The 24,736-nt window shown below is 68.7% G+C and carries 26 protein-coding genes, 1 other RNA gene and 1 pseudogene; 12 read left to right on the top strand and 16 right to left on the bottom strand.

The window, feature by feature from the left end; genetic code table 11:
* Window positions 1–764: 764 nt before the first annotated feature.
* Entirely contained in the window at window positions 765–965 is a 201-nt protein-coding gene (locus EV191_RS27395) for a hypothetical protein (protein WP_132880662.1), read from the top strand.
* Complete coding sequence (locus tag EV191_RS27390) at window positions 962–1,705, top strand: DUF2637 domain-containing protein (RefSeq protein ID WP_132880660.1); 744 nt, start codon at window positions 962–964, stop codon at window positions 1,703–1,705. Before EV191_RS27395 ends, EV191_RS27390 begins: the two co-directional genes overlap by 4 nt.
* Window positions 1,706–1,776: 71 nt before the next feature.
* Here the strand turns inward: EV191_RS27390 and EV191_RS27385 are convergent, their stop codons facing one another.
* The 4 genes from EV191_RS27385 to EV191_RS30440 form a co-directional block, all read right to left on the bottom strand.
* On the bottom strand, window positions 1,777–2,157 hold the full coding sequence (locus EV191_RS27385; RefSeq protein ID WP_132880659.1) for a lipopolysaccharide assembly protein LapA domain-containing protein: 381 nt from the start codon (window positions 2,155–2,157) through the stop codon (window positions 1,777–1,779).
* 131 nt (window positions 2,158–2,288) lie between these two features.
* Complete coding sequence (locus tag EV191_RS27380; RefSeq protein WP_132880657.1) at window positions 2,289–3,221, bottom strand: acyl-CoA desaturase; 933 nt, start codon at window positions 3,219–3,221, stop codon at window positions 2,289–2,291.
* A gap of 89 nt (window positions 3,222–3,310) precedes the next feature.
* Window positions 3,311–3,802 (bottom strand): DUF1003 domain-containing protein, encoded by a 492-nt coding sequence (locus tag EV191_RS27375; RefSeq protein WP_228713808.1) that lies wholly within the window; start codon window positions 3,800–3,802, stop codon window positions 3,311–3,313.
* Window positions 3,803–3,854: 52 nt separating this feature from the next.
* The gene (locus EV191_RS30440) at window positions 3,855–4,442 is read right to left on the bottom strand and encodes a DUF5994 family protein (protein ID WP_207894775.1); all 588 of its coding nucleotides are present in this window, start codon (window positions 4,440–4,442) and stop codon (window positions 3,855–3,857) included.
* Between the two features lie 181 nt (window positions 4,443–4,623).
* On the opposite strand from EV191_RS30440, the gene EV191_RS27365 reads away from it, so the two are divergent.
* A complete protein-coding gene (locus EV191_RS27365) occupies window positions 4,624–4,899 on the top strand; it encodes a hypothetical protein (protein ID WP_165913121.1) in 276 nt (91 codons plus the stop codon).
* Window positions 4,900–5,014: 115 nt separating this feature from the next.
* Here EV191_RS27365 and EV191_RS27360 read toward each other — a convergent pair whose 3' ends face one another.
* Window positions 5,015–5,704 (bottom strand): hypothetical protein, encoded by a 690-nt coding sequence (locus EV191_RS27360; RefSeq protein WP_132880652.1) that lies wholly within the window; start codon window positions 5,702–5,704, stop codon window positions 5,015–5,017.
* A gap of 280 nt (window positions 5,705–5,984) precedes the next feature.
* On the opposite strand from EV191_RS27360, the gene EV191_RS27355 reads away from it, so the two are divergent.
* On the top strand, window positions 5,985–6,461 hold the full coding sequence (locus EV191_RS27355) for a hypothetical protein (RefSeq protein WP_132880650.1): 477 nt from the start codon (window positions 5,985–5,987) through the stop codon (window positions 6,459–6,461).
* 38 nt (window positions 6,462–6,499) lie between these two features.
* On the top strand, window positions 6,500–7,054 hold the full coding sequence (locus tag EV191_RS27350) for a hypothetical protein (RefSeq protein WP_243659276.1): 555 nt from the start codon (window positions 6,500–6,502) through the stop codon (window positions 7,052–7,054).
* A 70-nt stretch (window positions 7,055–7,124) separates the two neighbouring features.
* Here the strand turns inward: EV191_RS27350 and EV191_RS27345 are convergent, their stop codons facing one another.
* Window positions 7,125–7,439, bottom strand: a complete 315-nt coding sequence (locus EV191_RS27345) for a hypothetical protein (RefSeq protein ID WP_132880649.1) — start codon at window positions 7,437–7,439, stop codon at window positions 7,125–7,127.
* A 101-nt stretch (window positions 7,440–7,540) separates the two neighbouring features.
* On the opposite strand from EV191_RS27345, the gene EV191_RS27340 reads away from it, so the two are divergent.
* Window positions 7,541–8,017, top strand: a complete 477-nt coding sequence (locus EV191_RS27340; protein WP_132880647.1) for an NUDIX domain-containing protein — start codon at window positions 7,541–7,543, stop codon at window positions 8,015–8,017.
* A 7-nt stretch (window positions 8,018–8,024) separates the two neighbouring features.
* Here the strand turns inward: EV191_RS27340 and EV191_RS27335 are convergent, their stop codons facing one another.
* The 9 genes from EV191_RS27335 to EV191_RS27295 form a co-directional block, all read right to left on the bottom strand.
* Window positions 8,025–8,792: a TylF/MycF/NovP-related O-methyltransferase gene (locus EV191_RS27335; protein ID WP_243659275.1), complete on the bottom strand. Its 768-nt coding sequence runs from the start codon at window positions 8,790–8,792 to the stop codon at window positions 8,025–8,027.
* A complete protein-coding gene (locus EV191_RS27330) occupies window positions 8,789–9,385 on the bottom strand; it encodes a histidine phosphatase family protein (RefSeq protein WP_132880644.1) in 597 nt (198 codons plus the stop codon). The genes EV191_RS27335 and EV191_RS27330 overlap by 4 nt, the downstream gene beginning before the upstream one ends.
* The gene (locus tag EV191_RS27325) at window positions 9,382–10,128 is read right to left on the bottom strand and encodes an SDR family NAD(P)-dependent oxidoreductase (RefSeq protein ID WP_132880642.1); all 747 of its coding nucleotides are present in this window, start codon (window positions 10,126–10,128) and stop codon (window positions 9,382–9,384) included. Before EV191_RS27325 ends, EV191_RS27330 begins: the two co-directional genes overlap by 4 nt.
* Before the next feature lie 2 nt (window positions 10,129–10,130).
* Window positions 10,131–11,267 (bottom strand): hypothetical protein, encoded by a 1,137-nt coding sequence (locus EV191_RS27320; protein WP_132880640.1) that lies wholly within the window; start codon window positions 11,265–11,267, stop codon window positions 10,131–10,133.
* 6 nt (window positions 11,268–11,273) lie between these two features.
* A complete protein-coding gene (locus EV191_RS27315) occupies window positions 11,274–12,341 on the bottom strand; it encodes a glycosyltransferase family 9 protein (RefSeq protein ID WP_243659274.1) in 1,068 nt (355 codons plus the stop codon).
* Window positions 12,338–12,895, bottom strand: a complete 558-nt coding sequence (locus EV191_RS27310) for a phosphoribosyltransferase (RefSeq protein ID WP_132880639.1) — start codon at window positions 12,893–12,895, stop codon at window positions 12,338–12,340. The genes EV191_RS27315 and EV191_RS27310 overlap by 4 nt, the downstream gene beginning before the upstream one ends.
* Window positions 12,892–14,775, bottom strand: a complete 1,884-nt coding sequence (locus EV191_RS27305; protein ID WP_243659273.1) for an AAA family ATPase — start codon at window positions 14,773–14,775, stop codon at window positions 12,892–12,894. The genes EV191_RS27310 and EV191_RS27305 overlap by 4 nt, the downstream gene beginning before the upstream one ends.
* The gene (locus EV191_RS27300) at window positions 14,772–15,323 is read right to left on the bottom strand and encodes a DUF4254 domain-containing protein (RefSeq protein ID WP_132880637.1); all 552 of its coding nucleotides are present in this window, start codon (window positions 15,321–15,323) and stop codon (window positions 14,772–14,774) included. The genes EV191_RS27305 and EV191_RS27300 overlap by 4 nt, the downstream gene beginning before the upstream one ends.
* Window positions 15,324–15,410: 87 nt before the next feature.
* On the bottom strand, window positions 15,411–16,058 hold the full coding sequence (locus EV191_RS27295) for a bifunctional DNA primase/polymerase (RefSeq protein ID WP_243659272.1): 648 nt from the start codon (window positions 16,056–16,058) through the stop codon (window positions 15,411–15,413).
* A 159-nt stretch (window positions 16,059–16,217) separates the two neighbouring features.
* Here EV191_RS27295 and EV191_RS27290 point away from each other — a divergent pair, with 159 nt between their 5' ends.
* From EV191_RS27290 to EV191_RS30730, 4 genes and pseudogenes are all read left to right on the top strand, one after another.
* Window positions 16,218–17,690, top strand: a complete 1,473-nt coding sequence (locus EV191_RS27290) for a helix-turn-helix transcriptional regulator (protein WP_243659271.1) — start codon at window positions 16,218–16,220, stop codon at window positions 17,688–17,690.
* Window positions 17,691–18,531: 841 nt separating this feature from the next.
* Entirely contained in the window at window positions 18,532–19,626 is a 1,095-nt protein-coding gene (locus EV191_RS27285) for a replication-relaxation family protein (protein WP_243659270.1), read from the top strand.
* Between the two features lie 613 nt (window positions 19,627–20,239).
* A complete protein-coding gene (locus EV191_RS27280; RefSeq protein WP_132880636.1) occupies window positions 20,240–20,488 on the top strand; it encodes a hypothetical protein in 249 nt (82 codons plus the stop codon).
* Between the two features lie 185 nt (window positions 20,489–20,673).
* Window positions 20,674–21,681: pseudogene (locus tag EV191_RS30730) on the top strand (recombinase family protein); the annotation flags it as partial.
* Window positions 21,682–22,261: 580 nt separating this feature from the next.
* Here the strand turns inward: EV191_RS30730 and ssrA are convergent.
* Window positions 22,262–22,645: a transfer-messenger RNA gene (gene ssrA, locus EV191_RS27270) on the bottom strand.
* Window positions 22,646–22,835: 190 nt separating this feature from the next.
* Between ssrA and EV191_RS27265 the strand changes: the two genes are divergently transcribed.
* Both EV191_RS27265 and EV191_RS27260 read left to right on the top strand, forming a co-directional pair.
* Complete coding sequence (locus EV191_RS27265) at window positions 22,836–23,570, top strand: sensor domain-containing protein (RefSeq protein WP_165913123.1); 735 nt, start codon at window positions 22,836–22,838, stop codon at window positions 23,568–23,570.
* Window positions 23,567–24,724, top strand: coding sequence for a sensor histidine kinase (locus EV191_RS27260; RefSeq protein ID WP_132880632.1), 1,158 nt, complete (start codon window positions 23,567–23,569; stop codon window positions 24,722–24,724). Before EV191_RS27265 ends, EV191_RS27260 begins: the two co-directional genes overlap by 4 nt.
* Window positions 24,725–24,736: the final 12 nt, after the last annotated feature.

Genomic DNA, 24,736 nt, shown 5'->3' with positions numbered 1-24,736 from the left:
CGACCCAGCCCAGCACGGCGGCGCTCAACACCTCGTCCAGCAGCACATCGCGGCCTAATTCTGATCTTGAGGTTGACACAAGGGGTGTCACAGCGGTGCCACGGCGGTCGGAGGTCGCAGCCCGAAGGGAGCACTGCCGAAACGCCCTGCGGGTGAACCGGGTCGGTTGACGCGCGGACGGCGTTCGAGGAACACCGTGTCGTGCCAAGCACCGTCGCGTAGCGCGATGCGTTCGCCGGAAGACGAAGCGGTCACTTACCACAATTTCATCGAACCGTTCGTGCAACTCCATGCCATTCACCGGACGCGACGCACGGGAAGGAACACAACGCACACCAAGCGCCGCCTCGCGCGCCACTACACAGCAAGTAGGCCACCCGCTACGCGGGTGGCCTACCTTCGCCTTCTGGCATCACGGTACTACTCCAGGACCAGCACTCAGGCCCATGTTCTAGCAATATCTCCAAAGTGGAGGTTGCGGGAGCCTACTCGAACACCGCACCGCTGGTCAGCGAGCAGGCCGGGAACCGCTCGCAAGCTGAGGAGCCATCGTCGAGCGGCCACCGCACCGTAGGGGGCTTGGGGGAGTCGCTCCCCCAAAATCATGACGAAGCGATAAAGCGAAACGCCCTGCGTGAGCAGGGCGTTTCCAATCGCGAAGTGGGCCTAACGCTTCAGCATACGAACCAAACGATCTTGGTCGAAGGTCCTGAAATCACGATCCGCCCGGTCGGTACTCGTTGCCTGTCGGCAGGTGGCGCCCGATGAACCACGACACGATCATCGCCGGACCGACGGCGTTGCAGGCCGACGGGTTGGCCTGCGTGGTGTGCGGAGCGGACTACCTTCGCGTCCGGGTTCCGCATCTTCCGGTGGGCCGGTCGGTGACTGGCTCGCAGGTGTTCGCCTGCGTCGGCTGCTGCCCGGACGACGCGCGGCGCGTGTCGGGAGGTGTGCTGCGGTGAGCGCCACGGCACCCCCGACTCGGCGGGACCGGGCGCTGTGGGTCCAGTGCGCCTGCACCGCGCTGGTGGCGCTGGGTGCGGCCTACGCCTCCTACCGACACGGCCGCGAGTTCGCCTTGCGGTTCGGTGCCGACGAGGCCACGGCGGCGATCTGGCCGTTGACCGTGGACGGCATCCTGACCACTGCGACGGTCGAGTTGTGGAAGACCACCGGCCACGGCCGCCGTGCCGGTGGCCGGTGGGCGGCGTGGCTGGCCTTCGTGTTCGGCATCGTGCTGTCGCTGTGCGCGAACGTGGCGGCGGCCCCGGAGCTGAGCGTGTTCGCCGTGGCGGTGGCGGCGTGCCCGCCGCTGGCGCTGCTGCTGGCGGTCGAGTTGCTCAACCGCGCGCTCAAGCGGCACCGCGCCGAGACCGCGAACGAGACCGGCACCGAGACCGCCGAGACGGGCACCACCGGCGCCGAGACGGCCCCGGTGGTGCGTCTCGCGGTGGCCCCGAACGAGGCTCGCCCGCCGGCCGAACCGACCGCCGAGCAGCGCATGTGGGCGTACTACGTGACCGAGCGGACCAAGGGCCGCACGCCGACCGGCGCGGAGCTGGACCGGATCGCGGGGACCAACAACTACGGCCGCCGGGTGCTGCGGCGATGGAAGAACGCCGGGCGGGTCGCCGACAGCAGCCTGGCGAGTGTCGGCGGCGCGGGCTTGGTCGTGTCGCCGCTTGATCAGGCTTTGCGTTAGGGCTTTCCGGCCAGGGGGGCCAACTCCAACTCGGGGCCGTTAGCGCGGGCAAAGCCAGATTGGCGGAGGTGTCACGTTCCTCGGCGGGTTGATCGGCGGAGGTGGCGGCGGAGTTGCCAGATCCGCAGCGATCCGGCGATCGCGGTCAGCAGCACGCCGGCTACTGCGGCCAGCAGCATCGCCACGGCCAGCGAGACGTGCCCGCTGGCGCCGAGGTAGGAGATCTGCACCGCCTGGGTGTTCTGCAGGATGAAGATCAGCAGGAGGACCAGCACGGCGGCGAAGACGATGACGCCGACCCAGGTGACACCGGTCCGGGTGCGCCGCAACGGATTACGGGCTGGCGGCGCTGCGGGTGGGGTGTCGGGGGTGGCTGCCGGGGCGGGTGGGCCGGCGGAGTCAGTCGGTGGGGTGGTTGACGGTACGGGCCTGGTGGCCGACGTATCGGTCATGGGTGTGCCCCCTCTCTCAGATTGAGGGGCTTAAGGTCCACGCTACGCCGAACACGGGTGCGCCGCCGTGCTGGCGCGTGATTCTCTGCTGGTTCGGCCGGGTACCCCGTGCGGCGTGGCGTCGCGGGTGGTCAGTGGTCGGCGCGGCTGTGGGCGAGTCGCTGCGGGGCGGGCCAGCGGACCTGGTAGGCCCAGCCGAGTCGCTGGAAGATCCAGATGACGCGGGCGGAGATGTCGATCTGGCCGGGGAGCACGCCGTGGCGGGCGCAGGTGGGGTCGGCGTGGTGGGAGTTGTGCCAGGACTCGCCCATCGACAGGATCGCCAGCGGCCAGAAATTGGCGGACTTGTCGCGCGCGGTGAACGGGCGAGTGCCGATCATGTGGCAGATCGAGTTGACCGACCAGGTGACGTGGTGCAGGAACGAGATCCGCACCAGCCCGGCCCAGAAGAACCCGGTCAGCGCGCCCCACCAGGACAGCGTGATGACCCCGCCCAAAGCGGCCGGGGCGAGCAGGGTGAGGGTGGTCCACAGCCAGAACAGCCGGTCGACGGCGCGGATGTCGCGGTCGGCGAGCAGGTCGGGGGCGAAACGTTCGGCGTTGGTGCGGTCCCGGCCGAACAGCCACCCCATGTGGGCGTGCCAGAACCCCTTGGCCAGGGCGATCGGGCTGGTGCCGTACAGCCACGGGGAGTGCGGGTCGCCGGGGCGGTCGGAGTAGGCGTGGTGGCGGCGATGGTCGGCGACCCAGTCGATGACCGGTCCCTGGGCGGCCAGGCTGCCCGCGATGGCCAGCCCGACCCGCAGCGCGCGGCGGGCCTTGAACGCGCGGTGGGTGAAGTAGCGGTGATACCCCACGGTCACGCCCAGGCAGGACACCACGTAGAAGCCGGCCGCGATCCCGAGGTCGGTCCAGCCCAGGCCCCAGCCCCACGCCAGCGGCACGGCGGCGAGCAACGCGAGGAACGGCACGAGCAGGAACACCTTGACGGTCAGGTGCTCCAGCGGGGAACGGCGTCCGGACAGGATCGGTTTCGGGCGCGGACGAACATCGGTGGTGGTCACGGTGAGGGAAGACCTCGGATCTCGGCGGACAGAACGCGCCTGATTGCGTTGATCACGGCCAGAAAGGGGGCCGGAACCTGGTTCCCAGTCTAGCCGCGATCGGGTGTCGCGGCCGGTTGAGCCACCGCGACCGGCGGCGACACCAGTGGGTCCAGGTCACGGGCCAGCGCGGCCAGCGCGTCATCGGCGGCCGGGCCGAGTTCGCGGACGCAGTCGCAGCCGGGTGGATGCGCGTCGCGGTGCCAGGCGATGAGGAATTGCAGCGCGAGCTGGTTGATCCGGTAGTCGTGTTCGGCCTTGATCCGGTCGCGTTCGGCCTGCCGGTTCTGCGAGAGCAGCAGCAACGGCGCGGCGTAGGCGGCCTGGGTGGAGAACAGCAGGTTGAGCAGGATGAACGGATACGGGTCCCACCGGTAGAGGAACGCGGCGAGGTTCACCGCGATCCACGCCACCACGACCGCGCTCTGCGCGCAGATGAACGCCCAGGACCCGAACCGGGCGGTGACCTGATCGGCCAGCCGCTCACCGGTCGTCCGCTGGTCATACCGGCGCTGGTTGGCCGGGTTCCGATGACCCACCACCCCGACCACCTACCCCGTGCCGCCGGGAGCACCCACGGAACGCGCGGCCTGCTCAGGCGGGCAGGGCACGGCCGCCCTCAGCTTCCCACCGCTCCTCCTCCGGCTCCGCCGCGGACGGGCCGGCTGCCCGCGGGCCAGGCACGGCCACGTGCGGGTTGCTGTCCCGGTCCGGGTGGACACCGTTGCTGGCCAGGATGTCGGCCACGCTGGCGGTCGAGTCGCTGCCGGCGGCCGAGCGAAGCACCGCGCGGGCCACACCGCCGGGAACACCCGGCGGCACGACCAGCAGGCTCACCCGCCGCGAATCCGAACCGATCACCATGATCGTGTGCCGGTCCGTCGAGCGGAAACCCTCCGCCCGCACGACCCGGCCCTCGACGAGGACCTTGCGGGCGACCAGGCCCCACCTGTCCAGGTGGTAGGACACGCGGGCGACCTGCCCCAGCCACACCCCGAGTGCGGACACCAGCGACGGCAACTCCGCCGCCAGATCCCTCGACCGCGGCCACCAACCGCCATCGACATGACCACGCGCGGCGCCGTCCGGCTTCATCCGCAACCGCACCACAGGCGGCAGCGGCGACTGTTGTTGACGGTCATCGGAAGTGGTCGTGGGATTCAGCTGACCCGAGATCATCATCTCGACGCTCCCGCCTCCAGCCCCATCACAGGAGCCAGGGATCGTTCGTGCGCCCAAGGCGGCACCGACAAACCGTGGGTACTGCTTCGCCTTCGGTAACACCCAGCCTACGCCCCACGTGACCAGCAACGAGCCGCGTCTCCTGCCCGTTCGCCCCGAAATCAGACCTGCGGGGGCGACGGTGCGTCTCGCGGTGGTCCCGAACGGGGCTCGCCCGCCGGCCGAACCGACCGCCGAGCAGCGCATGTGCGCGTACTACGTGACCGAGCGGACCAAGGGCCGCACGCCGACCGGCGCGGAGCTGGACCGGATCGCGGGCACGAACAACTACGGCCGCAAGGTGCTGCGCAGGTGGCGGCAGTCCGGGCACCTGCCGCCCGCCCTCGGCGGTCCGCGTGGCGAGCGACCCGCGCGGCGGGAGCCGGCCTACGCCGCCTCGGAGAGGGTTGTGGTGTGACCCGATGTGACTCACCGATCACGGCCCAGACGGTCCGCGAGTCGCTGACCAGCGCATTCGCGGGCGAGATCGGACGGAGTGGAGGCACCAACTTGGGTGGCAAGCCTTTGTCGCGTCAGGTCCACGACGAGTCCTCGCGCAGGTGCAACCCTGGCTTGTGTCGCACCTTGCACAGCACGCCGACACCGCCGCCCCGGCATGGCAGGCGCATCGACGTCGGCTGCCCACAGATGACCTGCCAATCGCCGGTGTACTCGTTGCGGGCCAGGAACACCCGTTCCCCGCTGTCCGCACTGGCCTGGACCGTCCGGTTGGCGTAGGTGCGCTCGACGATGTAGCGGTCGACACCATCGGACGCCGTGTCATCAGCAGGCATCCAACGCTTGACTTCCAGCACCGCGCCGAGAGCCGGCGGCGTGGCCATCTCGCGCTGCCACTGTTGCGCAGCCTCCGCTTCCTCGCGCGCCTTTCGGGCCGCCGCATCAGCCCGCTCGATCTCCCAACGCGAGCGCCCCTGAGACCGCTTGCCGTGCGTTCCGCACGGCTGCTGCTTCTTGTTCACACACTGCTCGCCGGGCGCGGCCTGGCAGACCGGGCACTCGTAATCGTCCCGGGCAGGGTCGTGCACGACGACAACGGTGTCGTCATACAAACCCGTGCCGCGCGGGTCCACGAACCGAGAGACGAATTGGGTCTCACCGTAGGTGACGGACTCAAAACCGCCGTGGCGGCCAACCACCAACTCAGTGATGGGACCGTACTTACGAACCGCCTCAGCCGGGGACAACCGGTCAGTCACGGCCACCCAGCCATGCTCAGTCCACTCCCGCCCGATAACGGGATCACCGACTCTTGCCCACGCAATAGGCTCGCCGCACCAACCGTCACGCAAGACCTCGCCACTCATGGCCCTATCCTGCCCCGGCAACCCCAGCAGGGCACCGCGCTGGCAGACCGCCACAGCGTGCATCACCAATCGAGCTTGGCCACCTACGTGTCCTTTGTCGGCACCCCCCGCTCGGCCAGTCGGGTGATCCACAGAGGGGCCACGTGCCGTGTCGGGGCGAATGCCTATCGTGGTGGTCGTGACACACAACGTGACGCAGGCCAGGCGCCCTGACCGGACCATCTTCCACTTCCATGAGCTGCGCGAGTTCGTGGACAGCGCCACGGCGTTGAACTTCCCCGACGCGACGCCCGTCCGGTGCTTCGCTGGCTGGGACGGCAAGGTGAAACGCCTGGAGACCGTGGTCGAAGACGCCCGCGACACCGACAGCGACGGTCCGCCAGCGTCACCACCTGCGAACGCACACGGAGCCGACCGCAGCGACGCGGAGAAACACACGAGCGTCACACAGAAACCCACCGGCCCCGAGGTGGAATGGCGCCGTTGGGGCCGTCGACTGTCGGCACATGTGCTGACCTTGGGCGATATCCGCGCGCTGATCGCCCGCGCCGACAAGCTGGGCCTGCCCACCTACCAGTACGCCGTCCGTGCCTTGCCGGTGGATCGGTCCTGGCGCGGGCATGTCTACAGCATCTCCGTAGAGCCGTACGCCTGATGGCCCGCCCCACCTCAGCCGCGACGGAAAGGGAACATGTGACGGTCCAGGACGTGTATCTGCTCGCCCTACACGAGCCCTACCAGTCCCCGCAGCACCCAGTGCCGATCAACGCCACGATCGTGCACGCCCTGACCTTGCTGCACCCGGCGGTGCCACAACCGGACGGTGGTCGGATGTACCGGTGCCTGACCGAGTTCCCCGGCCGCACACCGGGCGAGGTGGTGCCGCTGTCCACGCTGACCTTCGAGCTGGACGGCGGACAGCTGTGGCCGCAGGTCGCCGACTGGGAACGGGTCGTCGATGCGGTGGTGCACATCGCCCGCCACCAGGGCTGCGACGCGATGCCGATGGGTCTGCCGCAGGTCGCGGCTGTTCTGGTGGGTGGTGGCCCGAACACCGTGCACGAGCTGTACCAACCGGACGGCTCCCGCTCCCAGACAGGCCCGGTCGAGCGGCAACAGCACCTGGACGAGCTGACCGGACACGTACGGCGGTTCGCCGCGGAAGGACCCTTCTGGCCAGGCGACAACCTCGTCTCCCCGCCCCGCGAACCACGCGTCCTGCCCTACAAGCCCTACCGCAGCAACTAGCCGGGACACCGGGCACGACGATCACCTTCAGCCACCCCCGCTGGCTGCGGACCACGCGCCGATCTACTGCCTACTCGGTGTGGCCTGTCAGGTGTCGGCGCAGCTCACGGATGGCGCGGTGCTGGGCGTGGGCGTCGCCGTCGTTGCGTTCGATCTCGCCGAGCAGGCCGAGCAAGTCGTCCAGATCGGCGCGCTCGGCGATCGAGCTGTCGAACTCGACGCGCAGCGCGATGGTCATGTCGGGGTCTTGGTTGGGGGCGACCGCGATGACCGGTGTGTCGGCACCCGCGCCTGCGTGACGGGCCTGCTCGACGAACCGTTCCAAGTCGCTCAACGGCAGCGAGCTTCCCGCCGGGGGTAGATCGAGTTCGACACGTGAAGTCACCGGGCCAGCGTAGAGTGCCGGTCCTTGCCGTTGCGACGGACGGGTCTTCGATCACGTGGCTGCCGCAATCGGGCGACGCGGCGAGCCGTAAGCTGGGTCGCGTGACGGAGCAGTTGACGGTGACAGTGGGACGACGCGCAGCACGGGCAATCCTGATCGACGATCTCGGTAGGCTGGTGTTGATCAAGCGCACGAAGCCGGGGCAGGCGCCGTATTGGACCGCGCCCGGTGGGGGCGTCGAGGACACCGACCCCTCGGTGGAGGCGGCTCTGTACCGGGAGCTGGCGGAGGAACTGGGCGCGAAGGCCACGGACGCCTCGCAGGTGTTCCTATTCAGCTCGCCGTCGGACGGTGGAGTCGCTGTGCAGCACTTCTTTGTGGCGCGGCTGGCCAGCCTGGACGAGTCGGCCCGGAGCGGCCCGGAGTTCAGCGACCCGTCGCGCGGCGGGTACGACCTGGACCGGGTTGACCTTCGGGGAGACGATCTCGCGTCGATCGACTTGAAGCCGACCGCGTTGAAGGAGTTCATCCTGGCCAACCGGGAGGCCCTGATGGTCGAGGCGGGCGCAGCCGCCTGAACTGCGACTACGCGCTCCAGCGGATGTAGGCGGGGGTGGCGCGGCCCGGAAGCGTTCGCAGGGTGCCGTGGTCGGTGCCGAGAGTGTCGCGCAGGGCTGCGGTTTCTCCTGACCACTTGGCGTGGGCGAGTTCGTCGAAGGCGAGCACGCTGCCCTTGGTGAGGTACGGCCGGACGGCGTCGATGGCGTCGCGGGTGGGCTCGTAGAGGTCGAGGTCGAAGTAGGCTAGGGCGATGACGGTGTGCGGGTTGTCCGTCAGGTAGCGCGGGAGGGTTTCGCGCACGTCGCCCTGGACTATCAGGGTGCGCCGGATGTGGCCGAGGTGTTCGCCCTGCTCGTGGGCGTCGAGTACGTCGCGCAGGTGGTGTGGGTAGCCGTCAGTGAGCGCGAACCGGCCGGCGACGGCGCTGGGGCTCATCGTGTCGACGTCGGTCACGTCGGGGACGCCGGTGAAGGTGTCGAAGCCGATGATCCGGCGGTGCGGGTGGTACGGCTCGTAGACCCCGCGCAGCGCGGTGAGGGCGGCGAGGTGGCGTCCGCGGTGCACGCCGAACTCCATGATCACACCGGGCACGTCGAGGATCATCCGGTAGAGCGCGTCCAGGGAGAGCAGGTCAGTCAGCGGCTGCCTGCGCAGGTACAGGGCCAGGTTGTCGACCAGTTCCTCGGGCGGGATGGGAGTGTCGGCCAGCAGGTCGGCAAGGCGGTGGCGGACGGCTCGCTCGTGGTCCGATTCGTGGGGCAAGATCCGGTCGTCGGTTTGATCGTTGATCACGTGGTCTCCCTGGGTGGTGCCCATAGCTGGGCGGGGGCGAGGCGGAAGTCGCTGGCGTAGCCGAAGATGTCGGCGGGGTGGCGGTAGCCGTGGTGCAGGGCGGCGACGGCGCCGATGAGCAGCCGGTGGGACACGATCAGGACGGGGCCGTGCTCGGTTGCGAGGTCACCGGCGATGGTTGCGGCTTCGAGTGCGCGTTCGGTGAACGCGCGGAGGCTTTCCCCTCCGGGCAGGGCGCTGTCCGGGTTGTCGGCGCGCTGTTGCCGCCAAGTGGTGTAGTCGGGTGGGTACTGGTTGGGGGCGAGGCCCAGGACGCAGTGCGGGGCTCGCCATTCGGCGAACGCGCTGATCGGTTCGGCGATTCGGGTGTCCAGCGCGCTGGCGGCGATGGCGGCGGTTTGTCGGGCGCGCCGCAGTGGGCTGGACACGATGAGCGCTGGTTGCCAGCGGTGCTGGTGCAGCTCGCGGGTGGTCAGCTCGGCTTCGACTATGCCGGCGATGGTGAGTGGGCTACCGGGACGGGCGTGGGCGCCGGGGCGGCACAGCCCGTCGTCGCAGGTGCCGTGGCGCATCCAGAGCGCGGCGGGGGTCATGTCATGCACCAGCCCCCGTCGATGGTGAGGCACTGGCCGGTGATGAACCCCGCGTCGCGGGAGGCGAGGAAGTCGACGGCGGCGGCGATGTCGTCAGGGTGCCCCCGGCGCTTGACACATTGTCGGTCGAGTTGTCGGGCGATCATCGCGTCGTGGTCGGGGACGACGGCGTGTTCGGCGGGTACTTCGATGGAGCCCGCGCGGACGCAGTTGACGGTGACGCCGTGTGGTCCGAGTTCTCGGGCCAGGGCACGCACGAGTCCTTCCAGACCGCTCTTGGCCGCGATGTAAGCAGCGAGGTCGACGCGGCCGAGCTGGGTGAGCACCGATGACACGGTGATGATGCGGCCGTGGCCGCGCGTCGTCAGGGGCGGCGTGACGAGCTGGGCACACGCCGCGTGAGTGACCAGATTGACCTCGATCTGCTCGCGGAAGGTGTCCAGGTCGAGGCTGGTCCAGGGGATGCGCGGATAGACGCCGGCGTTGGACACGAGGATGTCGAGCCGATCGGCGGCGTGCTCGACTTCGTGTGCGAGCGTGTCGATCGTCATCGGGTCGGTGAGATCGCCCGTGATCGCCGCTGTCGCAGCGCCGCGTTGTTCGACGGTGGCGAGCACGTTGTGCAGATCCGGGTCGTCGTGGAGGTGGGTGAGAATGAGGTCGTAGCGGTCGGCGAGGCGCGCAGCGATGGCCGCGCCGATGCCGGAACCGGCTCCGGTGACAATGGCGACGGGACGAGCCACGGTCAGTTGACCTCCGCATCTGATGGTGTGAGGGCGAGGAAGTCCGGCAGCGTGGTGTCCGGGTCCAGTGCTTGGGCGAGTAGGGCCAGCGACAGCGCGGCGTCGTGGGGTTCGAGGTCGGCGAGGTCGTAGACGGCGAGCAGCCGCATGACCAGGTAGGGGCGCATCCACGCCATCAGGTCGTCGATGCCGAGATGGCGGGCGATGGGCCGGATGATCTCGTCGAGGTAGCGGCGCAGGACATGTCGGCGGGCCAGGCTGGGCGTGTGCCGATAGTCGATCACCAGCGCCGAGCGAGTGTGCTCGACGTGGACGACGGGCTCGGCGAGGGTCGCCGGGGCGAGTGCAGAGGGGTGATCGCCGAACGCGGCGCGGTTGTAGTGCGGGGTGAGCCACGCGCCGTGGAGGCGTTGGTAGAGCAGGAAACATGCGAACTCGCCGGGTAGCGAGTTGAGTCCTCCGGTGTCGTAGTCGAACCACACCGGTCCGCCTGCCGGCGACCAGCCGATGTTGATGTCGGTGGGATCGCCCTGGGTGATGGCCGCCCAGACCGGGCTGTGGCGGGCGAAGTAGACCCGCAGCCTGGTCATCAGCTCGGCGAAGTCAACGGCGTGCTCGCGGCCCTTGACGACCAGTCGCAGGTCTGCCAGATCCTGTGGGCGGACTCTCCGGGTTCCATTGGTGATCGGCCACGGTGCGTTGGGCCTGTAGTACTGGTCGAGACGGCCGTCGGGAGCGGCGCGGTCGCCGTAGAGCTTGCTGATCGTCTCCCCGTTGGTCGTGGGTCGAAGGGTGTTGCCGATGACGTGCTGGTAGTGGCGGAACACGGCGGTCAGGCAGGTATTGAGTCGCGCCATGTCGGCCGTGAGGTCGGCGTGGGTGATCTCGTCGAGCAGCAGGCCGCTGTCGTGGTCGAGGTGCGGCCACCGGTCGTAGGCGAGCACTGTCCAGTGGGCCACCCGTCGCATGCCCCGCAGCCTCGGTACGGGGTAGAACTCGCGGATGCGGGCGTGTCCAATGCATTCGGCGCGGCCCTCGTCGTGGTTCGGGTTGGCCTTGACGAACAGCGCGTTTCCGGCCCAGTCAACGTGCCAGGTGTGGTTGGCCGTGAAGCGTCGGTGGTTGGTGATCCTCAGCATGAGCAGTCACCACCAACCGGCGAGGTCGCTTGCGAACTCGGCGATGATCTCGGCCGGGATGTCGGCGAGACTCGCCGACTGTGACCACAGCGCGTCATCCAGGTGGTCGCGCACAGGGCAGCGGTCGGCGACGGCCAGCATCTGGGAGAACGTGGTGGCGACGGCATGGTGACGTGCGGTCCCGGTGGTCCACTTGGTGTGGGCGTGGCGACCGTAGAGCCCGATGGCGTGCGGGCCGGTTCCGTCCGGGCGTTCGGTGAGCGCGGCCAGATGGGTCAGGCCCGTGTCGTTGCCGATCACGACCTCGGCCGATGCGAACACGTCCAGGCAGTCCACGGCATCCAGCCCGGCCAGAACCTCGATGCCGTCGAACGTCATCGGCTCGGCATCGCTACTGGTGATCAGGGTGAACGTCCACGGTGCCGGGAAGCGCTGGGCGAGGACAGCCGCGATGCGGGCGAAACCGCTTGCGCCGTAGTCCTTCCGGCTTGGCCAACTGGTCGCCGAGACGAACACGACGTGGAACGGTCGTGCCTGCTCGCTCGATCTGAAGGTCGGAAGCGGCGCGCGGTCGGCAGGGAGCCGGACGCCGAGGGCCTGTTCCGCGGCGAGGTAGTACCGCATCGGCAGAGCGGCGTGGACCTCCACGAGTTCGTCGTCCAGGATGTCCAGCCACGCCTGGGGGCGTTCGGGGATCGCGTGGAAGGTGAATCCCTTGCCGTGCCTGGTGCTAACGGCGTGCGGGCCTTCGGTGAGGCTCGTGCGCAGAGGCAGCCGGCAGCGTTGCATCAGCCGTGGACGTGGTCCCTCGTAGTGAAGTTCGGCGTCACGATCCGTCCCGTCGGCGAGGGCCTGAACGAGTCCGAACGCGAGCAGGACATCACCGAGGCCACGGTCACCGAGGACCACCGACCAGCCGCGCTCGCCGATCACGTCCGCCCCACTGGTGTAGGACGGGAGCTCCCCGCCCGCGCGCCGGAAGGGCAGCGCGCGGGCCAGGGGTGCGTGCTGGCGGGGGACGACGACCGGTCCACCGCGTTGCAGCGTTACCGGCTCGATCGTCCACGGACTCACAGTCGTGTGAGGGTGCACAGCGGTACTCCCAGCGATTCCAGCAGCGGACGGGCGTTGCCGGTGGTGTCCTCGATCAAGCACGCGATGCCGGTCACCTCCACGGCCGAGTCGCGGAGCACCGAGACCAGGTTGGCCAGCGTGTTCCCGGTGGTGATCTCGTCATCGACGATGAGCACGCGGGTTCCCGCGAGGTCGCCGTAGGTGAAGACCTCGGTGCGGCGGGCATGGGGTTCGGTGAAGCGCCGCTTGGCGGGCAGGTCGAGGTCGAGCTTCCAGGCCAGGCGGTACGGCAGGTCGCTGGCCAGTGCGACGGCGACGGTGGGCAGGATGCCGCCCGCGTCCAATCCGAGCAGCACGTCCGGGGCCGTGAACTCCGGGTGGCGCGACCACGCCTCCCACAGCGCGCTACCGGTCCGCAGCAATGTCGCGGGGTGGACCTGGTCGAGGATGCCGTCCAGCTCGTGGACGATCCGGACATCCCGAGTCTGCGGGGGCACGCCGAGACGGCGAATGCGCCGGGCCTGGTAGGCGAGGTCTTCGGGAACGGTGGTCATTCGCTGGTCCTCACGGTGTGGTCGAGTCGGTCGAGGTAGGTCAACAGTCGGTCCGTCGCGTCAACGAGTTGTCCGCGCAGGACCGGATCGCTGGGGCGACGGATAAGGTCAGATAGCTCAGGCGGTGCGCATTCGGCGGCGGGGTGACACTCGCGGAACGCGGTGAGCACGTCATCGGCGTCGTGGAGGTCGTGGCCGTCAGCGCGCAGCACGATCTTGGCGAGCAGCACCAGGTGCTTGTGCACGGCGCGCACGTCCGGCTGATCGGCGGCGAGGAGGCGGCGGGTGGTCATCAGCACGAGTCCCAGCTCGCCACGGCTGGTGCGATCGCCGTGTGCGGCGGCCGGCACCGGCAGCAGCTGGCCCGCTCGCCGGTAGAGCACGCCGATCCCCTGGGCGGCGCGACGCAGCGACTGCACGACGCGCGGTGGCACCCGCAGCGCGTCGATGTCGGCGGTGGTGAAGACGCTGAGGCCGACCTTGATCCCGTCGGGAGCGGGAAGGGTGCCCGTCACGTCCCGCAACCATGCGGCGGGGGCGGTGTCACGAACCACGAGCAGGTCAAGATCGCTCCATCCGTCCCGCCAGCTCGTGGTCCCCGTGCTGCCGGTTGCGAGCACGAGCGCGACCTGCTCGTCGCACACGTGGTCGGTGGCCTGTCCCAACCATCCGCTCTGGGTTACCGGCCCACTCGCGTAGAGCGTCACCCTGGGCAGGTCCACGGTCGACGTGATTCGGCTGACGGCGAGCTTGAGTGCACCCAGCGACCCGGAGTTGTCGATGCGGTGATCGGCGATCTCGGCGATCCGGTCTGCGCCGCGTTCGCGCTTGGTCGCGTCGCGGCCACGCAACCGGGACTCGCTCTCCACTGCGCGACTCGCCCGGACGGTCGTGTCCGCATCGACGTACACGACCTGGCAGCGGTCACCCCAGACCCGTTTCAGGTGCGCGGTCGCCTCGAAGCGGTGGGCGCTTTCCAGGCTGATCGTGCGTGCTTTGGTCGTCTCGGCGAACCGCAGAATTTCCTCGGTAAGCCGCTCTGCCTGCTCCCGCTCCGACCAGTGCTCGTATGGGTCGGTGACTCCAGCCCGCATGGCGGCGACTTCCACCAGGTAGCCGATCTTCAACCTGGTCACGCCGTGCTCGTCGCGCAACAGTTCGCCGACCGTGCTCTTGCCGCTCTCTGACATGCCGCCCAGCACCCACAGCCGTTCCAACTCGTCCTTCGGCAGCGGTTCCACGTTGACACCCGCGTCAGCCAGGTGGCTCCGGAGCGTTCGCTGGACGTCCAGGATCGGGGCGTCGCCGAGGTCGAGCACGGCGTGGTAGTCGCCGCGTTCGACCTGGATGGACAGGACCTCCGCGAGCGTGCGCTGATAGGCGGCGTACCGTTCGTTGGCTGGTCTTGGCTCGCGCCGTAGCGCCTCGGCCGCTTCCCGCGCGGGGTCACCGGACCGGCGTAACAGCACGTGGACTTCGCGCCGAGGTGCGGCGGCCGGGAGATCGGCCGCGAGGCGGTCCACCAGCCGGAGTGCCTTTGTCGGGGTCAGTCCGTCCTTGAGCGCGGCGGTGGCGGCGCAGGTCGCCCGGAGCATGGGTAAGCCGCGGTCTTCCAGGGCCAGCGGTCCGCTCGCGTCGCGGCGGGCGACGTGGCTGCCCAACATCAGTCCGACGTGCTCGGCCGTGGTGGAGCCGATGAACCACCAGTGGGCGAAGTCGCCGGCAGCGACCTCGCGCCATCGGGAGTCCCAGGCGTCCACCGTGCCTACGAGGTGGGCGTCGGGCATCCCACGCTGGAGCCACGCGAGTTGCGTGGTCTTGCCGACGTTGTCGACGCCGTTGAGCGACACCGACAGGTGTTGATGTGCCTCTGCGGTCACGATGCGCTCCGGTAGGTCTTCAGGGGCCGCCACGCTGGGAGCCGTCGGTGGCCGGTGGCGACGTCGCGGATCAGGTCGTCGTAGGCGTCGGCCAGCTCGGCGAGCTGCCGCAGAGCCAAGCGGGCTCGATCGCGTGCGTCATTGGTGTTGATCAGGCTGTTCGCACGGACCCACGCGATCGCCAGCCGGTCAACGACCGAGCCGAGGGTCTCGGTGTGCAGGGAGGCGTCCGCGCGGCTGTGGACCTGGGCCGTCACCCACTCGTCGATCCGTTCCACCAGAGCCACGCGTTTGGAGTTGAGGTCGTCGATGAGTCGCTTGCTTTCGGCGATGGCGTCAGCGGACGCACCGGAAGCGCGGCTGACATCCTCGGCCTGCCACTGCTGCCCGTGTTGGGCCGCCAGCTCGTTCGCCGTGTCGAGGACGAGTTGGCCTGGATGGTCTCTGCTGCTGGCGTCGCGGAACGCCTCGATGATCGAGGCAGATCGCGGCAGGATCTCCCGCACACGCGTCACGTGCTGTGTGACCTGTTCACCGCTGTCGGCCATGATCGGCACCTCCCCTTCGGTCGATTTGGGCGTGGGTGCGCCTGCGCCGAGGGCGGTCGGGGCATCCTCGGCGCAGGCGCGGCTTACTCAGGCGAGGCTGGGTCGTGTGCCACTGGCTCGACGGCTCAGCGACGCGATCAGCACTCGCTGAACCTCGGCCGAGGCGGGCAGCGCCCAGCCGACGGTGTCCGGGGGCACCTGCCAGCGATACGGCAGGCCATCACGCGCCGTGGGCGGGATGGGCAACCACGCCCCGCTCGCGTACAACTGCGCATGTGCGTTCGCGGCCAGCTCAGGACGCAGCCCTTCATCGTCGCTGCGCACGAAGAACAACCACGAACCGAAGGGCGTGACGGCGACCGGACCGCGCCAGGCTGGCGAGAGCTGCCCCAGCGCGCGTTGCCCGTGGACGGCGGGTACCTCCACCCCGTCGACCCCGGCTCCGCACGCCAGCAGCACCGAATACGGCCGCCGTGTCCACCACTCCATCGCCACGTCCGGGTTGGTCGTCGTGGCCAGTTGCCACAGCGCGGCGACCGGTTCCAGCCCTGCCGCGCCGGACCTGCCCAGCCAGGCCCCGTGCTCGGCAAGCTGGTAGGTTCCCGGCAGCACGGGCCAGCCGTGCCGCGCCAGGTCGACGGCGGCGGCACGCGTTTCGGCCCAGGCCAGTCCCGGAATCCCCGGCACCAGAGGTGCGCTCGTCGGTCGCCGAGCGGCGTCGATACGATCACTCACTGGTAGTCGCCTCCGGCTGACGTGGTGTAACTACGTCTACGAGTTCACCAGGCAGCAGGGACGAACACGACCACAGCGAGCGCCCACAGTTGGGCCAGATCGGGGACATTGGGGGGACATTCCTGATCTGCGGGTGTGGCACGCCCTACCGTTGATCCTGTGTCACCCGACGAGCCCCGCATACCGAACACCGTACTGATCGCCCTGCGCGAGCGGGGCGGGCTGTCCCAGCAGGACCTGGCCGACGAGTTGACCAACCTCGCCACCAGGTACGGCAAGCACCCGCAAATCACGCGCAAGACCATCGGTCGATGGGAGCGCGGTGAAGTCGTGTGGCCACAGCCCTTCTATCGCCGACTGCTCGCCGAGTTCTTCGGTTGTGCGGGCGACGAACTCGGTTTCCGCAGGCCGCGCTCTATCCGACCCGAGCAGGACCAGACCGAGCCCCTTCCCGCGCCGCTCACGTTTGCCTCCGTGCCCGCAACGACCGAACCGCATGTCGAGCGCGACCACGACGAGTGGCGCCAGGTCCGTTCGGCCCTGGGCAAGCATCGCCGCGACCTCGCTGTGCTCGCCGAGGCGCTGTACCGCGACCATCGCGTGCCAGGACTGAAGAACACAGGTGTCATCAGCGCGCCCACCTGGATTCCTGCCGAGCCCGTCCCGCTGGACGAGATCACGCTGACACTGGACTCCGTGGTCACCGAGCCCACGATCACCGGAGAAGAACCTGAAAGCGGCCCGGTTCGCCCGCTGGCCACCATCGACGCCCGATACCGCAGCTACCACGACGCCATCCGCGACCTCGCCGCGCCCCGCCTGTTCGAGAACCGGCTGTGCTTCCGCTTGCTCGGACTCGACTGGACCCAGCCGAGCATGCACTTCGGGCAGATGGGTTTCTTCGACGCGGTCGACACCAACGAGGCGCTCGCCCACGAATTCGCCGCCCACCACCTCGCCATCGACGGCGACCGGGAATCCGTCATGCCGCGCGCCTCCATGCGACGGCTGACCTTCCGCAAGCTGATCGCGGACCCGTTCGACCTCGGCCGCCGACCGCTCATGGGAGCGATCGGCACCCTGACCATCAGGGGCGGCGACAGCCCGAGCGTCGTCCTTCACCAGCGTGACTCCGCCAGCGTCGCAGGCGGCGGCGGGATGGCGCACCTGCTGCCCGCGGGCATCTTCCAGCCCTCCTCCGTCATCCCGGCCGCCGTCGCGGCCGACTTCTCGATCTGGCGCAACATCCAGCGCGAGTACGCCGAGGAGTTGCTGGGCCATGACGAGTACGACGGCTCCGGTAAGCCGATCCGATACGACAAGCTGGAACCGTTCACCACCATGGACGAGGCACTGCGCGACGGTCACATCCGCGTGTTCTGCCTCGGCGTCACGCTCGACGCCCTCACACTTGCCGGCGACATCCTCACCGTCGCGGTCATCGCCCCGGACACCTACGACGCGCTGTTCGCCAACGCCGTTGAGACCAACTCGGAGGGCTCCATGCCCGCGCGGGCCTTTCCGTTCGAGGAGAACACCCTGACATGGCTCAGCGAGTCCAAGCGCCTCTCTCCCGGTGCGGCGGCGGCGTTGCACCTTGCCTGGATGAATCGCAAGGTCCTGTTCGGCTAAGTCCGCAAGCACTGGGCAGTCGGTGGGCCACTCAGCAGGCCACCGACCGGCCAGTGAGCGGGCCACCTATGGCTGGCACGCTGATTGACTCGGTGTGGTTCGCTGTTTCCGCAGATCAATAGCTCTACGGACTAGTCAAGCGCCTCACCCGACATCTGTAGATCCGACCGTAGAGACCAGGAGCGCGATGACCGCGCACGGCGGTGCCGATGCCCGCTGCGGCTCGTGCGGTGACGGGCGGGCTGTGGGTTCCAGCCTGGTCTCAGTCGGCCGCGCTGGTGTCCAAAATCGGCCGAAGAATCGGCCTTCAGTAGTGCAGGGGTTTCCTGGCACACTGGAAGGGACGGTCGATCATGGTCACCACCCGCCGAAGGCGGCGAGATCGCCGATCGCAACGCGCCGGTCACGGCGGTATCACTCCATGGTCACAATCCACCGGTCTTTGGTCACGTTTGGGTAACGGGCCAGGATTTTGGGGCCGAAATCCGGAGTTCAGGGGTGCCGGGGATCTCTCGGCTGCTCCGGCCGGAAGGTGGTGGTGATCATGGTGGACGGTACTTACCGTGCTGGTGGCCGTGGCGTCGTGGGTGCGGATGGGTTGGCGTCTGGCTCCGCGTGTGGGTCAGCGCAGCCTCGGCGTTCTGAATCCGCCGCCCCAAGCGCCGAGGCCGCTGCTACTAAGTCTGCTGGTCAGCGGTGGTATCGGCGGGAACTGGCGGAAGACCGACTGAGGAGTGATCCTCACCCATCCACACATCGGGGGCGCGCGGGGCGCGGCGGCCGGCGGGCCGGAGAACCCGACGCGGGCCTGTGGTTCCGCCTGGTCGACCGGGACCGGCGCATGCTGGCCCTGCTGGCCGAGCACAAGGTGCTCACCACGAACCAGATCGCCGCGATCGAGTTCCTGTCGGTGCGCCGCGCGCAGGACCGGCTGCGGCACCTGCGGGAGCTGGGCGTGGTGTTCGCGTTCCGCGAGTCCTACCTGCGCGGCGGAACCAGCCAGACCCGCTACGCGCTGGGCTACCTCGGCGCGCGGCTGATCGCCGCGCAGCGCGCACAGCGCCCGCCCGCGCCGAAGGCGTACACCGAGAGCCTGGAACGGCTGGCGCTGTGGCCGAAGCTGGAACACCAGCTCGGCGTGAACGACTTCTTCTGCGCCCTAGCCGCGCACCGCAACCCTGCCCGGCTGCGCGAGGAGGGCCGCGAGGGCGAGGTGGGCGGGCTGACCCAGTGGTGGTCGGAGAAGCGGTGCACCGAGTTCTTCTGGCGGTACCTGGGTGCCGGTCGGGAGACCCGGCTGCGCCCGGACGGCTACGGCTGCTGGGAGGAGGCGGGCCGCGCGGTGCGATTCTTCCTCGAACACGACACCGGCACCGAGTCCCTGGCGAAGGTCACCGGCAAGCTCGACGACTACAGCGATTTCCCGACCGACGCCTTCGGTGTCCTGCTGTTCTCGGTGCACGCGCCCCGGCGGGAGATCGCCCTGCGCACGGCGCTGCATCGCGCTCTCGTCGGGCACGATCCCGGTTTCGTGATCGCCACCGCGGCCCGCGACCCGCACGGTGCCTATGGTCACGCCGACGGCCCGGCAGGGCCGATCTGGGGCCTGTGCACGCCGCGTAGCGGCGACAGCGCGTCGCGCCGGTACAGATTGGCCGAGCTGCCCCAACGTGGCCCCTCCGTCGAGCACAGCGCCTCGAACACCGACCAGCCGTTGAACGAGGCGGCGTTCGACCCGGACGACCGGGAGATGTCGCGCCGCATCCACACAGCTCAGCCCGAACCAGCCGAACCGGCGGGCTATGCGGACGACGATGACGACCTCGACGACGTGACGCTCTACGACGACGCGGACGATGACGACGTGTACCGCGCGCCGGTAGCCCCGGCTCGACCGGACACCCAACGGCCACGGCGATCACGCTGGGCCGCCTGAATCCCTCTCCCCGCAAGGGTTCCCGCACGCTTTCGCCTACCTCGGAGGAGGTGACCGACGATGACGTGACGTCGTGAGAACGACAGCGAAGACGGCCGCGCCGGTCCGCTGGCCTTGGCCCGTCGTCTTTGCACAGCAGGGAAATCTGGACCCGTTGTACGTCGAGCTGTCCAATCGTGGTCCCGACAGTGGCGAGACCACACCGAGACGTCGAGACAGGTCGAGACGAGACACCGAGACCGCAGGCGAGACCGGCGAGACACGCAGTCCCGCACCCAGTCTCGCGGTCCCGACATTGGTCTCGGCGAATGTCTCGGGTGGACAGTGGGAGGGTTCAGTCAACCGGTGATCGCTGGCCCCGACGAGCGCTACGGCAAAGTCGGGGAGTCGAAGCGGCACAATGGTTGGAGCAGTTCAGACCCCAGCCGGTTCTTGAATCGCGCGTAACGGCGCGGCCATCACCCATGTCACGAACCTCCTGTGTGGAGGCTTCCCGGGGTGCTGGTGACCAGAGGGCCGGCGGGTCCTGCTGATCGACGGTTGCCCAGTGACCGCCCGACAGCCGCCCGCGACCTCCCGCCCCGTGCGGGCTCGCGGGCAATCGAGGTGCACCATGCCCCAGCACACACCCGACCACGCCGAACACGACCACGAGCAGGACAACGGTGGCGATGACGCCACCGTGCTCCCGTTCCGCCGCACACGATCCTCCACACAGGACACGTGGCGCGTGGAGCGGATCGACACCGAACCGATGACGACCCAACAGTACGACCTCGCCGTCGCCACCCTGGCCACGCTCATTGCCGAATGGAGCGCCAATCAGGAAAACCCCAAGGGGGGTAACGAAAAAGCCGCGTAGAACGACGCCCTTCCGCTTCCCTTGCCATGCTTGATGAGCGATAATGGAAGCACGACGCACCGCCTGTGAGCTGCGGTTTTAAGTCCCCACTAGTAGTGATCTAGTAGCCGCGTAGTCGCCCTGTAGTAGCCCCGCAACGGCTACTACAGGGCACGCGGAAATACCGAACCAAGGGGGTCGGAATAATGGCGCGATCCACGACCGCGCAACGCACCAAGAAAGCCGCGATGACCACACTCGGCGACGACGTCCGGGTGGGGATCTACGTGCGGCGCTCCACCGACGACGAGCACCAGCCCTACTCCATCGAAGCCCAGGACACCCGCCTGGAGTCCTACATCGGCTCCCAGCCCGGCTGGCGGCTCGTGGCGCGGTTCCCCGACGACGCCTCCGGCGCCACCACCGAACGTCCCGGCCTGCACCGCGCGCTCGCCGCCGCCCGCGCCGGGCTGATCGACGTGCTGCTCGTCTACCGGGTCGACCGGTTCTCCCGCAACCTGCGGGACATGGTCATGCTGCTCGACGAACTCGACTCCGCCGGGGTGGTGTTCCGCAGCGCCACCGAGCCCTTCGACACCTCCACGCCGATGGGCCGGATGCTGGTGCAGATGCTGGGAATGTTCGCCCAGTTCGAGCGCGACACCATCATCGACCGCGTCATCGCTGGGATGGAACGCAAGCACGCCAAGGGAAAGTGGAAGGGCGGCAAACGCCCCTTCGGCTACCAGGTCGACAAGACCACGCACACCCTCGTCGTGGACGAGCACGAAGCGGTGATCGTGCGGCTGATCTTCGACCTGTACACCAAGGACCGGCTCGGCTCCCGCGCCATCGCCAAAGTCCTCAACGACCGGGGCCACCGCACCAGCAGCGGCGGCAAGTGGTCCGGCTACCAAGTCATCCGCGCCCTGAACAACCGCGTCTACCTCGGCGAACTCACGTTCCGGGAGACCACCGTGACCAACACCCACGCACCCATCATCGACCTCACCGCCTGGGAACAGGCCCAAGCCATCCTCGACGCACGCGGCGAATCCCACGCCCACCGCGCCGCGTCCGGCTCCGACTACGTACTCACCGGCCGCCTGCGCTGCCCCAAGTGCGGCAAGGCCATGATCGGCACCCGCGCCACCGGCCGCAACCGCACCTACCGCTACTACACCTGCTGGAACCTGGCCCGCTACGACGCCAGCAAATGCGACTTCAAGCGCTTGAACGCCGACGCCGTGGACGCGGCCGTCCTGGACGCGCTGGCCGGCTTCTACCGCACCCGGCATGACCTCATCGCCGACGCCATCGCCCACGAACAGAAACAGCACCAGGCAGCCAACGCCGACCGGCACGCCGAACTCTCCACCGTCGACAACGAGATCACCAAGACCGGCCAAGCCATCGACCGCTACCTGACCGCATTCGAGCGCGGCACCATGGACGAAGAACTCGTCGCCGACCGGCTCACCGAACTCCGCGCCAAGACCAAACAACTCCGCGTCCGCCGCGACGAACTCACCCTCGCCCTCAACGACGCACCCACCGCGCCCGAGCCCGCTACCCTGGTGGCGGTAGCCGACCACATCGCCGAGATCATCACCAGCGGCACCCACAACCAGATCAAGGGCCTCGTGGAAGCCCTGGTCGCCAAGGTCACCATCACCGGCCCGGACCGGCTCATCCCGGTCTTCCGCATCCCCCAACCCCGCAACAACGACGGGGCCGCCCCCGCCCTACCAGCGGAAACGGCCCCGAACGGAGTGGTTCGCACAATGACTAAATCGGTGGAGGTGCCGGGAATCGAACCCGGGTCCTCTGTCGCCTTACCAGGCCTTCTCCGTGCGCAGTTCGCTGTGTCTCTACTTGGCCCCTCCGGTCACGCGAACTAGCCGGTGTGACGGGCCCAGCCGCTGTAAGTGTCCCGCCGAAGCCCGCGGCCAACCGCGACGGTAAGCCTCCTTGATGATGCCGAGTCCGGGACGGAGGCAAGCCCGGGTCGACAATGAGTCAGAACTAGCTCACGCGGCGAGCGCGAACTGGGACTGGCTCTTAGGCGCTTCTTGTTTATTGGCGCTTATATTTTTGCGGCGACGCTTTAGGTGGTCTCTCGCCTGCACCTGCACGCTTCTCCTGACTCAACGTCCAGAGTCGAAACCGTTCACCCCCTTGGTCGGGTCGTACCCGTTAAGCATAACGCGTCTCGCCCGATAGATCATTCCCATATCCCAAGCCGCTACCACGGTGGGGCTATCCCTACCCCGATCCAGCCAGCGCGCCCCATGGAACCGAACCCACCGGTGTCGCATGCTGTATTGGTAAGCCCGCCACAGCCAGGTGACCTCGACAGGGACAGATGATGATCTCGCAACCCGCGACCAGCGAATACGACGGTGTTCGCCGTACCCCATCCATACCGGGCGCCGTCGCGTATCTCCTACTCGGCCTCCCGCTCGGGATCTTCTGGTTCGTCCTTTTCGTCACCCTCTTCCTGGTCGGCCTCACCACATCGATCATCTGGGTCGGCGTGCCGATCCTGATGCTGGCCGCGGTACTGCTCAAGGCCGCCGCGATGCTCGAACGCCGCAGGGTGAACCTCCTCCTCGGCGGCTACATCGCCGATCCCTACCGCCCGCTACCCAGCGGAATGCGTGCCTACTGGAAGGCCCGCACGGCGGATCCGGCCAGCTGGCGCGATCTGAGCTACTTCCTGCTGCTACTACCCGTCGGCGTGATCGGCTTCGCCCTGACCCTGGTGCCCTGGGCGATTGGCCTCGGGTGGCTCTTCCTGCCGATCTATTTCCGGTTCCTGCCCACCGGCTCGTGGCGCTTTCCTGACTGGGACCAGCCATGGGTCATCGTGGACTCGACGATGGAAGCCCTGCCATGGGCCGGGCTGGGACTGCTGATCACCGCCGTCGCCATCGTCCTGACCAGGGCGTTCAGTAGGCTGCAGCTCGGCCTGGCCAGAGCACTGCTCGGACCGGGCGCCGGCACCCAACGCCTGGCTGAGCAAGCACATGAGCCCGGTCCGCTACCCGCACCTGGCTACGCGCCCGCGGGCACGATCCCGAGTGAAAGGCATCCGGAGTGAACACGCGGCCTGCCGAACAGAACAGCCCCGCGCAGCCTCGGAACGGCGGCAAGGACTATCCATCCTCCTTCCGCACGCTCGCCTACTTCCTGCTCGGCTTCCCGCTCAGCCTGGTGAGCTTCATCCTCGTGGTCGTGCTGATCATCGTCGGCGTCGCGACGACGGTCGTCTGGGTCGGTATCCCGATCTTCGTCTTCGGCATCTCGGTTGCCCGCTGGCTCGGCAATGTGCAGCGCAACTGGGCGAACTTCGCGCTGGGCACCAACATCCCGCTGCCACCTCGGCTACGCGCCGACGACGGTCTGCTCCGCCAGTGGCGCACGCTCACCACCGACAGCCGCACCTGGCGCGACATCGGCTACCACGCGCTGATGTTGCCGCTATCCATCATCGAGTTCGCGCTCGGACTCGTCGGCGCCATCCTCCTGCCGTTGGCGATCTGGGTAATCCCACGGCTCGGCTGGCTGCACGGCCAACTCGCCAAGGCAATGCTCGGCCCACCGGCCGCCGCCCAGCTCGCCGCCAAGGCAGACAGGCTGCAAGCCTCCCGAGCCCGCGGCGTGGACGCGGCCGAGGCCGAACGCCGCCGGATCGAACGCGACCTGCACGACGGCGCACAGCAACGGCTGGTTTCGCTCGCGATCTCCCTTGGCCGCGCCAAGGCGAAGCTGGAGGGCGATCCGAACGCGGTTCGGGAGTTGATCGACGAGGCACACACGGACGCCAAACTCGCCGTCGCCGAACTCCGTGACCTCGCCCGCGGCATCTACCCTGCCGTACTCGGCGACCGCGGGCTCGACGCCGCACTGTCCTCTCTCGCCGCGAAATCACCGGTGCCGGTGGAAGTCACCGTGGACGTCGAGCCCCGCCCGCCAGCCGCCGTGGAGAGCACCGCCTACTTCATCGTCGGCGAAACCCTCACCAACGTCGCCAAGCACTCCGGCGCCACGGTCGCGCAGATCCGGGTGTGGCGCGAGGACGACAAGGTGGTCGCGGAGGTCTCCGACAACGGTAAGGGTGGCGCCGAGGTTCGCCCCGGCGGCGGGCTGGCCGGGCTGGCCGACCGCGCCGCGACGATCGATGGTGTCGTCACCGTGGTGAGCCCGACCGCTGGCCCCACCGTGGTGCGGGCCGACCTGCCATGCACCTGGTAAACCGGCGCGGGC

This window comes from Tamaricihabitans halophyticus (assembly GCF_004340875.1).
In the GTDB taxonomy this organism is placed as follows: Bacteria; Actinomycetota; Actinomycetes; order Mycobacteriales; family Pseudonocardiaceae; genus Tamaricihabitans; species Tamaricihabitans halophyticus.
The sequence above is the reverse complement of the archived record's forward strand: the minus strand, read 5'-3'. Positions and strand labels throughout refer to the sequence as shown.

Bases quoted from the DNA above. Each gene is read 5' to 3' on its own strand.
- EV191_RS27320 (WP_132880640.1), bottom strand. From the start codon at position 11,267: ATGCTGAGGATCACCAACCACCGACGCTTCACGGCCAACCACACCTGG.
- EV191_RS27300 (WP_132880637.1), bottom strand. From the start codon at position 15,323: ATGGCCGACAGCGGTGAACAGGTCACACAGCACGTGACGCGTGTGCGG.
- EV191_RS27395 (WP_132880662.1), top strand. From the start codon at position 765: ATGAACCACGACACGATCATCGCCGGACCGACGGCGTTGCAGGCCGAC.
- EV191_RS27265 (WP_165913123.1), top strand. From the start codon at position 22,836: ATGATCTCGCAACCCGCGACCAGCGAATACGACGGTGTTCGCCGTACC.
- EV191_RS27330 (WP_132880644.1), bottom strand. From the start codon at position 9,385: ATGACCCCCGCCGCGCTCTGGATGCGCCACGGCACCTGCGACGACGGG.
- EV191_RS30440 (WP_207894775.1), bottom strand. From the start codon at position 4,442: ATGATGATCTCGGGTCAGCTGAATCCCACGACCACTTCCGATGACCGT.
- EV191_RS27285 (WP_243659270.1), top strand. From the start codon at position 18,532: ATGCTGGCCCTGCTGGCCGAGCACAAGGTGCTCACCACGAACCAGATC.
- EV191_RS27385 (WP_132880659.1), bottom strand. From the start codon at position 2,157: ATGACCGATACGTCGGCCACCAGGCCCGTACCGTCAACCACCCCACCG.
- EV191_RS27280 (WP_132880636.1), top strand. From the start codon at position 20,240: ATGCCCCAGCACACACCCGACCACGCCGAACACGACCACGAGCAGGAC.
- EV191_RS27310 (WP_132880639.1), bottom strand. From the start codon at position 12,895: ATGACCACCGTTCCCGAAGACCTCGCCTACCAGGCCCGGCGCATTCGC.